At 64.1% G+C, this 15,005-nt stretch carries 12 protein-coding genes and 2 pseudogenes; 8 read left to right on the top strand and 6 right to left on the bottom strand.

The genetic code is table 11. The annotated features are described in order from the left end of the window. Positions 1 to 72: 72 nt before the first annotated feature. The 3 genes from EAX62_RS15030 to zwf all read right to left on the bottom strand — a co-directional run bounded on the left by EAX62_RS15030 (position 73) and on the right by zwf (position 2,940). Positions 73 to 906: a formate/nitrite transporter family protein gene (locus tag EAX62_RS15030; protein WP_121902551.1), complete on the bottom strand. Its 834-nt coding sequence runs from the start codon at positions 904 to 906 to the stop codon at positions 73 to 75. Positions 907 to 1,025: 119 nt separating this feature from the next. Then, a complete protein-coding gene (locus tag EAX62_RS15025) occupies positions 1,026 to 1,313 on the bottom strand; it encodes a hypothetical protein (protein ID WP_121902550.1) in 288 nt (95 codons plus the stop codon). A gap of 202 nt (positions 1,314 to 1,515) precedes the next feature. Then, positions 1,516 to 2,940: a glucose-6-phosphate dehydrogenase gene (gene zwf, locus EAX62_RS15020; RefSeq protein WP_121902656.1), complete on the bottom strand. Its 1,425-nt coding sequence runs from the start codon at positions 2,938 to 2,940 to the stop codon at positions 1,516 to 1,518. A gap of 254 nt (positions 2,941 to 3,194) precedes the next feature. On the opposite strand from zwf, the gene EAX62_RS15015 reads away from it, so the two are divergent. The 5 genes and pseudogenes from EAX62_RS15015 (at position 3,195) to EAX62_RS15000 (ending at position 7,402) form a co-directional block, all read left to right on the top strand. Further along, positions 3,195 to 4,562, top strand: coding sequence for a hemolysin family protein (locus tag EAX62_RS15015; protein ID WP_199711324.1), 1,368 nt, complete (start codon positions 3,195 to 3,197; stop codon positions 4,560 to 4,562). Then, on the top strand, positions 4,555 to 5,601 hold the full coding sequence (locus EAX62_RS15010; protein WP_121902549.1) for a hemolysin family protein: 1,047 nt from the start codon (positions 4,555 to 4,557) through the stop codon (positions 5,599 to 5,601). The genes EAX62_RS15015 and EAX62_RS15010 overlap by 8 nt, the downstream gene beginning before the upstream one ends. Positions 5,602 to 5,740: 139 nt before the next feature. Continuing rightward, complete coding sequence (locus EAX62_RS17570; protein WP_199711323.1) at positions 5,741 to 6,019, top strand: helix-turn-helix domain-containing protein; 279 nt, start codon at positions 5,741 to 5,743, stop codon at positions 6,017 to 6,019. A gap of 63 nt (positions 6,020 to 6,082) precedes the next feature. Continuing rightward, positions 6,083 to 6,167, top strand: a pseudogene (locus tag EAX62_RS17565) (hypothetical protein); the annotation flags it as partial. 251 nt (positions 6,168 to 6,418) lie between these two features. Further along, positions 6,419 to 7,402: a DUF4862 family protein gene (locus tag EAX62_RS15000; RefSeq protein ID WP_147454129.1), complete on the top strand. Its 984-nt coding sequence runs from the start codon at positions 6,419 to 6,421 to the stop codon at positions 7,400 to 7,402. A 32-nt stretch (positions 7,403 to 7,434) separates the two neighbouring features. Here EAX62_RS15000 and EAX62_RS14995 read toward each other — a convergent pair whose 3' ends face one another. Together EAX62_RS14995 and EAX62_RS17405 are read right to left on the bottom strand one after the other, a co-directional pair. Further along, positions 7,435 to 8,619 (bottom strand): FUSC family protein, encoded by a 1,185-nt coding sequence (locus EAX62_RS14995; protein ID WP_158600697.1) that lies wholly within the window; start codon positions 8,617 to 8,619, stop codon positions 7,435 to 7,437. Between the two features lie 343 nt (positions 8,620 to 8,962). After that, positions 8,963 to 12,124: a S8 family peptidase gene (locus EAX62_RS17405; protein ID WP_121902546.1), complete on the bottom strand. Its 3,162-nt coding sequence runs from the start codon at positions 12,122 to 12,124 to the stop codon at positions 8,963 to 8,965. A 492-nt stretch (positions 12,125 to 12,616) separates the two neighbouring features. On the opposite strand from EAX62_RS17405, the pseudogene EAX62_RS14985 reads away from it, so the two are divergent. From EAX62_RS14985 to EAX62_RS17560, 3 genes and pseudogenes are all read left to right on the top strand, one after another. Beyond that, a pseudogene (locus tag EAX62_RS14985) lies at positions 12,617 to 13,290 on the top strand (beta-propeller domain-containing protein); the annotation flags it as partial. Between the two features lie 3 nt (positions 13,291 to 13,293). Next, on the top strand, positions 13,294 to 13,437 hold the full coding sequence (locus EAX62_RS17200) for a beta-propeller domain-containing protein (RefSeq protein ID WP_233557994.1): 144 nt from the start codon (positions 13,294 to 13,296) through the stop codon (positions 13,435 to 13,437). After that, positions 13,421 to 13,714 (top strand): class I SAM-dependent methyltransferase, encoded by a 294-nt coding sequence (locus EAX62_RS17560; protein ID WP_121902543.1) that lies wholly within the window; start codon positions 13,421 to 13,423, stop codon positions 13,712 to 13,714. The genes EAX62_RS17200 and EAX62_RS17560 overlap by 17 nt, the downstream gene beginning before the upstream one ends. Here the strand turns inward: EAX62_RS17560 and EAX62_RS14970 are convergent. Further along, positions 13,692 to 14,645, bottom strand: a complete 954-nt coding sequence (locus EAX62_RS14970; RefSeq protein WP_147454128.1) for a hypothetical protein — start codon at positions 14,643 to 14,645, stop codon at positions 13,692 to 13,694. The genes EAX62_RS17560 and EAX62_RS14970 overlap by 23 nt on opposite strands. Positions 14,646 to 15,005 lie beyond the last annotated feature (360 nt).

Here is a 15,005-nt window from a genome sequence, read left to right as displayed (position 1 = left end):
CTGGACGCGCCCGGACGGTCCGCTCGCGTGGAGGGGGCGAGACTGCGTGACGTGGGGCCGGTGCCGAACAGATCACCTCACTGCATCCGGGTCCTCGGGTGCGGCTTGTCGACGCTCCTGGAGCAAGTCCTTGTTGCGCAACAGACGCAACGCCGTGACCAGGAGCAGCCCCCCGAGCATGTTGAACACCAGGGTGTAGCCGAACCATCCGATCCAGTCTGCGTACGTCACCGCCACACCAGCGTGAATGGCACCAAAGATGAGCAGGGAATCAAGGATGGAGTGGAACAGTTGCAGACCTGCCAGCAGGAAACCGCCCGCCATGGCAGCAATGATCTTCGCGGGGTCCGAGTCGGTGCCGTGCTGCATGCGTGTCATCACAGTGATGGTGCTGCCACCCAGCACCGCCAGGCAGACGGACTGTACAGAGAATCCGGCGTCCACGAAATGCATGGCGGCGGCTGCCAGTTCGGGCTTCCATTGCGGGAACGCCTGCACGACGATCCACATGAAGAGCCAGCCCCCGACGAGGTTCATCACCAGAGTCCCACCCCACAGTTTCATGAGTTGGCCGATGCTGGCCTCCTTGGCGGCGACCGCGGTGATCGGGACGAGGAAACCTTCTGTGAACAGCTCGCTCTTCGCCAGGAGCAGGGCGATGAAACCAATGCCGAAGGCCAAACCGGCCAGCAGATGATTCTGCGTTTCATGCATGACCGCCAGATAGGCCATCACTCCCAGGCCAACTTCCAATCCACCAAAGGTCCCGGTGATGAGCACGGTCCACCAAGACCTGGCGAGGCGCTCGGCTCCCTCCTCCACGATGCGGTCGAAGGACTCTGCGATCTCACCCTCCACGGGTGCGTCACTGTCCCCGAGTTGCCGTCTTCGTTCTTCGGTGCTCATGAAAGAAGTATCACGCGCAGACGATGCAGATGACGGCAACCCGGTTCACGCAACGTCGCGTGGACGCGGGTCACGAGATGTGGATGACAACCGGTTGCACGAAGCACCGTTCTCCAGGATCAGCCGACTTCGTCCGCCCAGGGGTAGTCCTCGGCCAACGGCCATCGGTCGTACTGGTCGCCCACCTTGTGTGGGACCCGCTTCTCAGGATATTTCGCGAATCCCTCGGGGACTGGTGCCTCATCTGCGATGCAGGCACCCCCATTCGGGTGGTTCAGCGCATAGACCGGTTGCTCCCCTTCGACGCACATGTCGTCCTGGAACAGGGTGCAGCCACTCAACGCGGTGAACAACACCATCACGGCGACTGCACGGGCGGGGTGGCGGCCGTGGATCGAGTTGGTCATGGGTTCAGTATTGCGTCATAGCCCTCCACTGATCAGCCATCCCTGAGGCTGCTTGTTCATGGGCGGAGCAGATCCGGGACGTGGCCTCCGGCATCACCTGCCCAGAGAGCCACCACGTGCGCGTTGGCGACGTCACCGGGGAGTCGGCCACACGGCAGCGCTGAAAGGTCCTGCATCGTCCCGGGCGGATGCCTACACATCGTCACGGCGCAGGATGCACCATTTCGTCGGCATCAGGGTTGTGCCAGCGCCCGTCCCCGGCGATCAGCGCTTCTGCCTGCTCGGGACCCCACGTGCCCGGCGCGTAGGGGAGTGCTCGGTGGTGGTGCTCCAGGACAGGTTCCACGACGGCCCAGGCCGCCTCGATGCTGTCCTCGCGCGTGTAGAGCGCACCCTCTCCGGCCAGGGCATCGCCCAGAAGCCTCTGGTAGGGCTGCTCTTCCCCCGGCTGTCCGTTGAAGAGCGTGAGCTCGCGCTGGTCACCGACGAACTCCTCGCCAGCGCGCTTGACCCGTGCGGCGATTGCAATCTCCGGGTTGGGGGAGAGACGGAAACGGAAGTAATTCGCCCTGCCACGGGCGGGCGCAGAGTCGGAGAAGAGAGGTTGCGGCGGTGGCTTGAGTTCGACGACCACCTCCGCAGCGCCTGACGGCAGGCATTTTCCGGAACGCAGGTACCACGGAACACCCGCCCAGCGCCACGAGTTGATGGACAACCGGAGGGCGCAGAAGGTCTCGACATCGGAGTGGGGGGCCACTCCCGCTTCGTCGCGGTATCCCGTGAACTGCCCGCGGACGATGTCATCCACGCCCAGCGGCTGCATCGCCCTGAACACCTTGACCTTCTCGTCCTGAACCGCCTGATAACCCTGGTAGGCGGGCGGCTCCATCGCGAGCAACGCAACGATCTGGAACATGTGGTTCTCGACCACGTCACGCAGGCACCCCGCAGTCTCGTAGAAGGCGCCACGACCCTGCACGCCGAACGTCTCAGCGAGCGTGATCTGGACACTGGAGACGTGGTCACGGTTCCAGATCGGCTCGAGAAAAGAGTTTGCGAACCGGAAGTAGAGGAGGTTCATGATCTCCTCCTTGCCGAGGTAGTGGTCGATCCGGAAGATCGCGGACTCCTCGAAGGCGGAGCGAATCACACGGTTCAGTTGCCGGGCGGAGTCCAGATCTCGACCAAAAGGCTTCTCGACGATGACGCGAGCGTCGCGGTTCAATCCGGCATCCCGCAGCCCTTCGATCACCGTGGTGAACAATGACGGGGGTATCGCCAGGTAGTGCGCCGGTCGCTTCGCAGATCCCAGCGCCTCCTTCAACGCCGCGAAGGTCGACGGTTCGCTGTAGTCACCGTCGACGTAGCCCAGCAGGGACAGCAACCGATCCAGGTCCTCATCGTCCCTCGTCACCTCACCGGAACTGGTCACGCTGTCACGGACGTGGTCGCTGAACTGGGGCAACCCCCACTGCGAGGATGCGACGCCGATCACGGGCACGCTCAATGTCCCGGCCTTCACCATCGAATACAGGGCCGGAAAAATCTTTTTGTGCGCGAGGTCGCCGGTGGCGCCGAAAAAAACGAACGCATCCGAGTCTGCTGCGGCCGAGTTGCTCTCATCCATGGTCAGCCATCTTTGTTCGTGGGCGGTTGCCTCCATGACACCACGGCGAACGTGACCTGTCCATGGCTCCCGAGGCACGTCCGCGACGAGTTCCCACGGCCTCGGCCCGATCATGGGCAAGGTCCAGCCAGCATCCACCGCGGACCTCGGATGTTCACACTCATCTAGGATGATGGTGTGAACGACGGTCAAAGTACAGGGCCCCTCGGGGCCGAAACATCCCGGTTTCTCCCTGGACCGACGGAGAATTCCCGGTGCTGACCGAGTGGCTGCTGTTGCTCCTCGTGGTGGCACTCATCGGCGCGAACGCTGCTTTCGTCGCAGCCGAGTTCGCCCTGGTGACCGTGGACCGACCGACGGTGGCGCGATTGGCAGAGGAGGATCCCAAGGTCGCCTCCGTGCGGGCGGGGCTTAGAACACTGTCCACTCAGCTGTCCGGAGCCCAGCTGGGGATCACGGTCACGAGCCTCGTGGTCGGGTTCATCGCCGAGCCTTCCATCGCGGCGCTCCTGCAGACCCCGATCGAGCGGCTGGGTCTTCCCGCCCAAACTGCCGCCGTGGTCGCCTTCACCGCCGCGTTCCTGATAGCCACGTTGGCGCAGATGGTGTTCGGTGAACTCGTACCGAAGAACTGGGCCATCGCCGAGCCGCTCAAGGTGGGTCGCGCTGTCGTCGGATTTCAGCGAGGATTCACCTGGCTGAGCTCACCTCTTCTCTGGTTCCTCAACGGCGCGGCCAATGCCATCGTGCGTGCGCTGGGGATCGAGCCCCAGGAAGAACTCGCCTCTGCCCGGTCTGCGCAGGAACTCGGATCGTTGGCGGCGCGCTCAGCTCGGCAGGGCACCCTGGGTGAGGACCTCGCCCGACGGCTGGAGCACTCGGTGTCCATGAAGGACATCACCGCCTCGGATGCCATGACCCCGCGTCCCCGGGTGCGGTTCCTCGACATCAGCCAGAGCGCATCGGATGTTCTCGACACCGCTGCCTCCACCGGGCACGCGCGCTTCCCGGTCATGAAGGACAGTGTGGATGAGATCCTCGGAGTGGTCCACTTCAAGGATGCCCTCGCCGTGCCCACTGACAAGCGCAGCCACACGTCGATTGCCGGGCTCCTTCGCCCCGTCAGGGCGGTGCCGTCCACGATGCCGCTTGGCTCGGTCCTCGAGGTCCTCCGCCTCGGCGTGCAGATGGCCGTCGTCGTTGACGAGTACGGCGGCACGGACGGCATCGTGACCCTCGAGGATGTGGTCGAGGAGATCGTCGGCGAGATCGACGATGAGCAGGACATCCCCGCTCGTGGCTACCGCCAGCTTGGTGAGCAGCACTGGTCGCTGTCCGGTCTCCTGCGCCCTGACGAGGTGGGTGAGGCGCTGGAACTGAAAATCCCCGAAGGTCGCGAGTCCGACACCCTGGGAGGCCTCATCACCGAGCGCTTGGGGCGGTTCCCGCAGGTTGGCGACGAGGTGATCCTCGAGGTGCAGGACGAGTCTCGAACGGAACAGGATGGTGTGCCCACGCCGATGGCGGCGCGGCTCCAGGTCACCAGACTTGACGGATGGCGGGTCGACCGGTTGGTCCTGACCATCGAGGAACTCGACCTGGAAGGCTCCACCGATGATTGATCTCGCTCCCATGCTCGTCGCCATTGTCCTGTTGGCCGGCAATGCATTCTTTGTGGGCGCCGAGTTCGCACTCATCGCGGCCCGTCGCACCCAGATCGAACCGACCGCTGCTACCGGTTCACGGGCTGCACGCATCACGCTTCGTGCGATGGAGCGTGTTTCGCTCATGATGGCGGGGGCACAATTGGGCATCACGATGTGCTCACTCGGTCTCGGTGCGATCGCCGAGCCGGCCGTGGCTCACGCCCTGGAACTCCCCTTGGCCAGCATCGGCGTGGACGGTGCTCTCCTCCACACCCTTGCCTTCATCATTGCCCTGGCCATCGTCGTGTTCCTGCACATGGTGTTGGGAGAAATGGTGCCAAAGAACATCGCCATCGCAGGACCCGAACGCACTGCGCTGGTCCTCGCTCCCGTCTTGTACGGCATCGTGCTGGTTCTGCGACCGCTCATTGTGTTCCTCAACTGGGTTGCGAACCTCTTCCTCCGCCTGGTGAAGGTGAGCCCGAAGGATGAGGTGGCGTCGGCCTTCACCACGGAGGAAGTGGCCGCCTTCATCGCGGAGTCGCGCCAGGAGGGCCTCTTGGAAGACAACGAGCACCAGCTTCTGTCCGGATCGGTCACCATGAGCAGCGAGAGGGTCGACTCAGTCATGCTGCCCCTGTCTGATCTCGTCACGGTGCCACGAGAAGCGACTGCGGCCCAAGTGGAGCAAGAGTTCGTCCGTACCGGGTATTCGCGTTTCCCCGTTTCGACTTCCGATGGTCATCTGGTCGGGTACGTCCACCTCAAGGACTTTCTTCGCTTGACGACTGAACAGGCGCACCAGCCCTTGAACCGCCTCGTGATCCGGCCGTTGGCCACCATCCCCCGGGAGGCCACCCTGGAAGTCGCCCTCAAGACGATGCAGGCGGGAGGCACCCACTTTGCCGTTGTCACCGACTCCGACGTGCCGGTGGGAGCTGCGATGTTGGAGGACGTTGTTGAACGGCTGATTGGCGAGGTCAGTGATGCGGCGCAGGTGTCCCGACGAACCTGAGGCGGTAGAACAGGCGGTCCCTGTGCCACAGCCCGGTCGTCGACGCAATGAGTATCTCGACGATATTGCCATGTGAAGGTTGAACGTTGCAGTTGTTGTCTGCCTTTTCGTAGAGTTCGACCTGAATCGAGCCCGGATCGTGCTTCTCGCAGCCCAGGGCACCTCGAATGCGTATGTCGCTGACCTCGCCGGGGTCTCGCGTCCGACGGTGAATCTGTGGCGGAAGCGCTCCCTGGAATCCGGATTGGACGGGCTGGTTGATGCCCAGCGACCCGGCCGCCCACAAGTGCTCGATGATGCAGCGGTCCTCATCGCGACGTTGACGCCACCACCGAAGAGCCTGGGGCTGACGCACTGGTTGAGTCGGCACCGACACGAGGAGTTCCTCGGCTTCCTCAAACACATCGCTCGCGCCTAGCCCAACCAGGAGCTGCACTGAGTGATGGGCAACCACCCCGCCCACGAACGCATCGAGATCCGCGACTGGCTAGCAGCCAACCCCCGGGTAGACGTCCACTTCACCCCGACGTCGGGGTCGTGGCTGAACCTGGTCGAGGTCTGGTTCAGGATGATCGCGCGCCAAGCCATCCGCCGCGGCTCCTTCATCTCCGTCCGCGATTTCATGACCAAGGTCCACGGCTTTGTCAACGGTTGCAACACCCGTGAACACCCGTTCATCTTGGACCAAGACGCCAGATGAGATCCTCGGGAAGATTGACCGGAAACGTAAAAATGACCTCAACGCCGATCCACGAGCCCCTGATCGCACGCATCGTGGGACTCTTTGTCCATACAACCAAAGGTGGTGAGCAGGATCATGGCAGACGGACTTGTTCTTGGCGCATACGCGCTGTTCAACGGGGTGCCGGATGTTGAACTGGCAGCGGCGTACCGGGGGCTCGAGATGCAGCCGTTGGTGGCGGCTCTCGAGATGCCGTTGGCAGAAGCTCTGGGCGAGCGCAGCTGCCTTGGCCCACTGCGCAACGGACTTCCCGCAGTCGTGGCCGACAGCTGGGATCTTGTGATCACCTGCATCCCCACGGTCATGGGACGGCTGGCATCCGACCCGCATTACGGCCTGGCCTCACAGGACCCCTCGGGGCGGGAGGCGGCCGTCGCCGATGTTCGACGTGCGTTGGAGTTGGCACGCATCACCGCGGACCACAGTGGACGACGCCGCATTCGGGCCATCGAGGTGCACAGTGCACCCCGACGGGCCCAGGCGTCCACGTCCGCGTTGGAGGCTTCCCTCACGGAGCTGCTGCGGCTGGACTCCGATGGCACCGCCCTGGTGGTGGAGCATTGCGACGCCACGCGACCGGGGCATCCACCGGAGAAGGGCTTCCTTGAGGTGTCGGAGGAGCTGGGTGTCCTCGCGTCGATCTCCGATGATCGCGTCGGCCTGTCCATCAACTGGGGACGCTCCGCCATCGAGGGACGCTCCACCCGCACGCCATCAGAACACGTGGCTCTGGCCGCTCAGGCTGGGCTCCTGTCGGGGATCATGTTCTCGGGTGCGAGCGATGTCGAGGGACCTTGGGGTGCGCCCTGGTCTGACGGGCACATCGCTCCGCGGGGCGCGGGTGCCAGTCCGTCGTCCTGGAGTGCGAGTCTGCTCGGTGCCGACGAGATCCGCGAGACGATCGAAGCGGCTCGCGGGAGCGGGACAGGGTTTCTTGGCGTGAAGGTCACGGCCACCCCCACTGCGACATCAGTGCCTGAGCGGCTCGTCATCGGAGGCCGAGCTCTAAAACTCGTTGCCGCTATCGCTGAACGCGAGCGGGGCATCGCCACAGCCTGAGACATGGTGCCACGTTATCGCGGTTGATCCGCTCAGGGTGGGCCTCCACGGCCGGCCCCTGAAGCGCGCCGCCTCAGACGATTTCCATGATGGGCGACGCCCCGTGCCACCACGCCAACGGGACGAGACATTTTTCGGCGTGAGTCCCGCTCTGTTCGGAGGCGGGCCCGATCCTGCAGTCGTAGTGGTTCGACTGCCTGCCGCACTGCGACCAGGATGGAGCCGCGTAGAAGCCACAGTGAGGTTTCATCGCGGGGATCGACCATGAGGAGCTCCGTCAGGATCGCCATGGCTTCGCCGCTGGCGTCAAGGCTCGTCGCGAGACTCTCATTGACCTGGTCGTCGGAGCCTTCCGCGTCGGCCTGCACGAGCGCACCGAAGCTCTCGACAGAATCCGCGACGTGTTCCAGAAGGACTGCGAAGGCAAACCGGACATCATCGCCGTATCCATCGTCAAGGGTGCTGATCTCCGGTGCCTCCTCGTGCATCAAGAAATACAGCCCCCTCACTGCGTACAAGGAACGTTCCAATGCATCGAGTCCGCTGCGCAAAATTGGCTCAACCCGGGGAGTGCTGGGCGAGCGAGTATTGAGGTGCCGCAGTTCCTCAATGGTGCTGACGGTCCCGTGCGCCAGGCGGGCGATGCCGGAGATGTCGCGGACAGTGTCCAGCCATGTTGCCACCTCGCCCCGGGTGACAGGCCGCTGCATCATCGACCATCCGGCCTCGCGCAACGACCCTGCTTCCGCGATGGCGACGTCGCGAACCTGACGCACGGCGGTTCCGACGGGCAGGCGGGGAGGCAGCAACAGGTTGAACGACATTCCGACCCCGGCCCCAATCAGCGTGGTGAAGACACGGGTCTCGGCGGCTATTTCCTGGCCGCCGACCGCGAGGATCAGCATCGCGCTGATGGGGGTCTCCAGGGCTTGATCTCCGAGTCGTAGAAATGCGGCCAGCACGAGGGACAAGGCAATCACCACGGCCAGGGACCACCAGGTCAACCCCACCCATGTTGAGACCCCAATTGCCACGAGCACTCCGGTCAGCACTGCGCCGACGCGCACCACACCCATCCGCAGTGATGACCGCGCCGAAGTCTGGGTCACCAGCAGAGCCGTCAACGCGCAGGTGAGATCCACCGGCCCGGTAATCAGCCAGACGGTGATCAGGTAGGCGAGTACGGCGGCCGTCGTGAGTCGGACGGTCGTGGTCACCAGTACCCTGCGCGGCTGTTGGAGGCCCAAGCTCTGGCGCGCGTATCGGGTGAGGGTCGCAGTCAGGGTTGTGATATCCCTCACGTCGGAGCCTCCGTTCGGTGGACCGTGCACAGAACTGTCGCCATCACGGCACTCGCGTGGGAGGTCGCTGTCTCAGCTTAGGGACGAGGGCGTGGCCGGTGGTCCATACCGGCCATGTCCACAGGGTCCATCAAGCCGGTGATCCCTACGGGTGGACGGTCCGCCCGTGCGCATCGCCCAGTGAAAGGCATTGCACACCGGCGGCCGGTCCCTCGGGGACCGGCCGCAGGTGTGCTGTTGTGGTGGAGAATGCCGGACGTCAGTTCTTCGCGAACCGGACCATGTTGTTGAAGATCTCCTTGCTCGCCCACTGGTAGGTGTAGCCGCCGCCTGCCCGTGGTGTGGCCTCGATGACGCTCGCCGTGGTGAAGGAGCGGCAGCCGCCGCGCCCAGTGAGGGCTGTGTCGCATTCGGTGCGCCACCGCCGGCCATCGGCAGACGTCCATTTACCGGTGACCGCCAGGGGATTGGCACGCCACTGGGCGCGCTTCATCTGGGGCAGGTACGTGAGGTTGTTGAACACCCAGCCGTTGCTCTGCTGGAAGACACCGTTGCTTTGGGTGACCTGAGTGGCCCAGATCATCGTGCGGCACCGCATGGTCTGCGAGTAGGGCTCGCAGGCGGTGAACCACTTGCGCCCGTTGACCTCGTGGAGGCCGGGTGTGTTGTACACGTCCGGCTTTTCCGTCGGCTTCGGTGTTGGCTTCGGTGTCGGAGTGGGCGTCGCCGTTGGTTCGGGTTCTGGCTCGGGATCGACCGGAGTGTCCTCCCAGAGGAATGCGGGCGATGTCCATGTCACGGTCCGGACCGGGTTGTCGTGGTTCGCGACGTGGAGCCGCAGCGCGTACATCCCCTCGGCTGCTGTGTCGAGCTCCCCGGTGGTCTCATCGACCCACTGACCATCCCATGAGCTGACGTTGCCATCGGGTGAGCGCCACGGGTCACGCGCGATATTGGCAACCTGCTCGGTGTCCTCGATGGGCTGGCCGCCAGCAGTGGCCCTCAGAACAGCCACCGTCACAGATGCGGGTTGCGTCCCCAACATGTACTGCACCGCCGGATACATGAAGGGCATGTAGGCCGGGTCTTCGGAGGGGTCCAGTTCGCCGTACATCGGCATCTCGTCGACGCACAACCGGTCGACCCATTCCATGCACTCGTACAGCACTCCCTGACGGGGTGGGTAGTCGCTGTCGTTGCCCAGGAGAGTGGGCGCGTCGCTCCAGTCGCCCTTGATGCCCGCGAACGGAACCTGTACAGATTCCGCCCCGGAGGTGAAGTGCAGGAAGCCGCTGTAGGTGGCGGTATCGGCGGTGTCCGCTGACGGGACGATGGTGACGTCCACGGTGGCGCTTCCCTTCGCGGGGACCGTGACCGATGCGGAGGAGAAGGCGACCTGCGTGTTCTCCTTCGTGAAGTCGGGCTGGTCCTGCAGACGGCCCTCACTCCATGCAACCGATGAGGTCACCGCGTCCTCGTACGACGTGGCCCACGTCATGGGGGCGTCGGTGGCGTTGGTCAGGGTCATTCTCTGCTTGAACGGGCCATCTGCCGACTGGCCCGTGGACAACGTGGCGGGGGAGACCCGCGACGTCAGGGTGATGGACCTGTCGACGTGGATGAGACCGGCTCCCTGGCGGTGGGCGGCATCCAGGACTCCGGAGTCGGGCATGAATGAGTAGAGGGCCGGGGTTGCACTGTTCTGGAGGCGTTCGCGGACCTCCAGGGGTGTGAGCCCGGGGTTGCTCTGCAGCATGAGAGCGACGGAACCCGCGACGTGGGGGCTGGCCATCGAGGTTCCCGAGTAGACACCGGAGCCGCCCATGCTGAGGGGGAGGGTGGAGAAGATCCCCCCGCCGGGTGCGCCCATGTCAGGCTTCAGACTCAGGTCTGCGGCGAGACCCCACGACGTGAACGAGGACGCGAGGCCGGGGGTGTAGGGGTTCGGGTCGTCGATGAACGTGCCGGGCACGCTGAAGGTCACAGGACCGGCCTTCATCGCCTCAAGCACCTGCTGTCCGGTGGGCGTCAGGATGCCGATGGCAGGCGCTTGGTCGCTGTCCACTGTTTCCCAGAAGAAGTCCGCATAGGCCACGACCCCGATGGCGCCGGAGGCGAGTGCCAACTGGGTGCGACGCTGCAGGTTGCAGCCGCCATTGCCGCTGAAGAAGGCGACCTTGCCGGACAGCGTGGGATCCGGCTTGCACTGCAGCGGATCGCTGAAGGTGGCCAGTTCGCCCGAGAAACCCGTCGGCACCGGGGCGGTGGACAGCGCGGTGTAGCCCGACGTGATCGGCTCTCCCATGGCTGGAGTGAAGTCCGCTCGGGGCATGGTCATGCTGGTGGCGTCGAAGGAGGCCACCGATATCGCCTTCTTGGCCACCGACGGTGCGCGCAGGGTCTGCGTACCGTATTCGCCCTCGTTGCCGGCGGCAACGACGAGGACGACGCCACTGTCCACCAGTCGATCTGCGGCCTGCGACAGGGGGTGGGTGGGGGAGCCCTGCAGGGGCCAACCGAGGCTCATGTTGACGACGTCCATGTCGTCGACGGCTGTCCGCTCCATTGCATCGAGGATGATGGCCATGGTGGTTTCGCCGTAGCAGGTGAAGACCTTGTAGGCCCCCAGTGTGGCTTCGGGTGCGACGCCGAGGACCTTGCCCTCGCCGCCGATGGTGCCAGCAACGTGCGTGCCGTGCCCCAAACAGTCCATGGGGTCGGCATCAGGCTTCGGCTGGGGAATCTCGCCGTTCTCGTCTGGCCAGGGGCTGTACTCGTCGCCGATGAAGTCCCATCCGTAGGCGATCCGCGGGGTGGGGAAGGTGGTAGACGTCTGGTCACCTGTGCCGCCAAGGTCGGGATGGTTGTAGTCGATGCCCGAGTCGATGATGCCCACCTTGATGCCTCGACCGGTGAAGCCCAGCTCGGTTTGCGCCTTGTCAGCGCCAATCATCGCCAGTGATGATCTCGTGGCAGCCATGTCGGGCGACGGCGGGGCTGCGGGCGCACGCATCGCGAGGACGGGGTAGACGTCCTTCACGGACTTCAAATGGACGAGTCGACTCGCCTGGGCATCGTCGGCCTTGACGGTGACACCGTTGAACAGGCGGGTGTAGATGTGGGTGACGTCGGCCGGGAGGTTGGCCGCACGGGCTTCGGCGGTGAAGCTCGTGCGGTCGCGTTGGATCTCGACCTTCGTTCCTCCAGAGGCTGTGGGTTCCGAGGTGAATTCGACAAACCACTCCCCGGTGGGGCGGGTCTTGCCGGGTGATCCCTCGGGTGTGGTGGTGAAGTCGGCGAGGTTGCCGAGGTCGAGGCGGCCGGTGTTGCCTTCCTCGGCGCGGGCTGCTGTGGGGGTCAGAATGAGGGCGGCTACCGCGAGCGACGCTGCTGCGGTACGCCATCGTCGATGCTGGGACATGTGTCTCCGATCGGTGAGGTTGGGCACACACTAATGGAGTCGCAGAGGCCACGAGCGATGCACCGCCTTCTCGCAGATCCGTGACTGTGCCACGCCGGGATGACGTCCGCGGGAAATCACTTTCGAGACCGTCCCCTGCGCCCGGTCCCCGCCCCTGTGCCTGGCATGGCGTCCGTCTCACGGGGTCGTTGGGAGACGATTTGACGACAGTGAGCCGGAGAAACGTGGCTGTGCTGGCTGAGGAGTCGGATTCCATCGGCGACCCGCAGCGCGGCGATCACCGCATCATGCGGGACCAGGCACGTTGCTCGCGATGCTGTCGTCTCACCTGCGACGGCTACTCGTCAGGGCGGAGCTGCTGCACTTCTACCGGGACTCTGGCCAATTGGGGGCAGTGGGACTTCTGAGCGTTGCGTCTCCAGCCTTCACAAGGTTGGCACCCTGTGCAGCCTCCGTCATACGGGGGTCACTTTCAGGGACCTGTTGTGCCTGGTGACGGATTACGCGGTCCCCGACGGCGACGTCGTCGACCCGGATGATCCAGCCACGTTCGTTCCCTGCGTCGCCGACGCGCGGGGGGTCACGCCGGTGGCCGCCGCCTACCTGATGATCCCTGCAAGTCCGACGGGACCGTCGTTCCAGGTGATCAGCAGCATCGACCTGGCCACCCGGCAGCGCCTCGACACGGCGTCGGTGATGGGACGCGCGGACGTCACCGACATGAGCGACGACGCCTCTTCCTGGCCTCCACCACCTACCAGCCCACAGCCGCGGCCGAGTTCACCCTTGATCAGGGACACCGGAGGGCGCGGAGTCGCCCAGAAGAGCGACCTGGTCCGGATCGAACTCGCCGATGGTGCGGTCACCGTCGCCGCGACTGCCTCCATCCCGGGCATACCGCTGAACCAGTTCGCCCTCGACCACTTCGACGGGCATCTCAGGGTCGCGGTCACCATGGACGGCACCATCGCCTCCGGAGGCTGGGCGAGGTACCCCACCTTGTTCATACTCGATGACGCGCTCAACGTCGTCGCGTCGCTGCCGAAGCTGGTATCAACGAGCAGAGCCAATCGGTGCGCTTCCAGGGCCCGCGCGCCTACGTGGTCAGCTACCGCCAGATCGACCCGCTCTTCACGCTGGACCTCAGCACCCCGACCGAACCGAGGGTGATGAGCGCCCTGAAGATCCCCGGCTTCAGCACCTCCCTCCATCCCTTCGACGCCGACCTGTATGTGGTCGCTCCTTCCGGGGTCGACATCTACCGAACCGACTCCCTGACCCGGATCGCCTCGCACCATTTTCCCGACCGCTGACGCGCGGACCGAGGCACACCAGGCGGGCCAAGGCCTCCTCATCTGGCGCTACGTCGTCCCCGACGGGGAGCTCAATCCTCTCCCCGACATGATCGACGTCCTCGACACCGCAGGCTTCGATATGCGGGACTTCGAGTCTCTGCGCGGGCACTATGGCCGCATGCTTCGGGCATGCGTGGGAAACCCCGAGGCTCAGTGGGATGAGGCCGTACGTCTGACGGGTGGGGCCCTATGCCGTCAGGAACGACCCACGACTAGATGGGCTCACGCTCGTTAGAGTACTTGCGGGCCATCATCCCGTTGATCACGTCGGAGCCCACCAAAGGGCGGTCACTTTCGGTCTTCCAGTTCCAGAACACCACTTCATACCCATTCTTCTTCACCACTGCGGTGTAGAACTTCTGGTCCTGGCCATTGCGCTTTGTCTCCAGATGAACCCGGTCACCGTAGATGGCCTTGACCTCCGCAAATGTCATGCCGACGTGGGCGCCGTCCACTGTGCGGATCTGGGGTTCGAGAATTATCGTTTCCCTGAAGGTCTCATCGTCATCCCACAACCAGGTGAAGATGCCCCGCCTGTTCAGGCTCGGGTTTTCCATCCACTTGTTGCCTTCTTCGTTGGGCTCCAGCGAGAAGTACCCCAGCTTCTCCAAGTCCTTCATGGAAGTTCCCCATTGGAGGGGCGACGGCACCAGGCCGGTGAAGTCCAACCGTGAATGGTCGATGATCCACAGCGGAACCCTGGTAACTGGCTGAATCGCTGAGGTCGAGAACTGCACGATGTTGTTGAACACCCATTGGGACCGAGAGACGTACTGTCCATCCTCCAGACCCACCTGCTGGGTCCAGACGTAGCTGCGGCAACCGCCGCGTCCCGTGGTGGCTGTGTCGCATTCAGTCCTCCACGTCCTGCCGGCACTCGTCCAACCCGCGTTGTTCCTCGCCAGGTTGTTCCCCGCCCACGAAGCCTGCGGCGACGGGAGATAGGTGAGGTTGTTGAACATCCACCCAGTGGTGGAGACATAGCGGCCACCCCGGTACTGCACCTGCGTGCCCCAGATCTCAGCCCGACAGCGCACGACGTTGCTGGAGTACTTCTCACACGTGGTGTTCCACAGCCGCCCACCGGAGATCTGCCCACCCGGGGTGGTGTACACAGTGGGCGGGGAGTCGGCATGGGCCACGAGCGCACCTGATGCCACAGCCATTATCACTGCCGCCGCTACCGCGAAAACCTTGCGCCGAATACGCATTGCCGCTCCCGAAAGGACTTAGTTCGATAAATTTTATCCATTGTAGGCTGGTGAAGCATTTTATATCTCGCAAATAGCGCATCTCGTCCGTCCTGATTCGCAATAAGGCGCGCGAGATCGATCCAGTTTCTTGCACGTGTTTCCTCAGCAGGCTCGAGACATGTGAAGTCACCGTCTTGTCACTGACGAAGAGATCCCTGGCGATCTCCCCGAAGAGCGACCCTTCACGACGTACGTGAGAATGACCGGTTCCCGTTCGGTGACCTGTCCCCGCAGGAGAGACTGATCACGAGTGCGTCGTCTTGGGCCTCGATC

Origin of the sequence: Tessaracoccus antarcticus (genome assembly GCF_003688855.1) — a bacterium.
In the GTDB taxonomy this organism is placed as follows: Bacteria; Actinomycetota; Actinomycetes; order Propionibacteriales; family Propionibacteriaceae; genus Arachnia; species Arachnia antarctica.
Note: the sequence above shows the minus strand (reverse complement) of the source record. Positions and strands in the feature narration are given on the sequence as shown.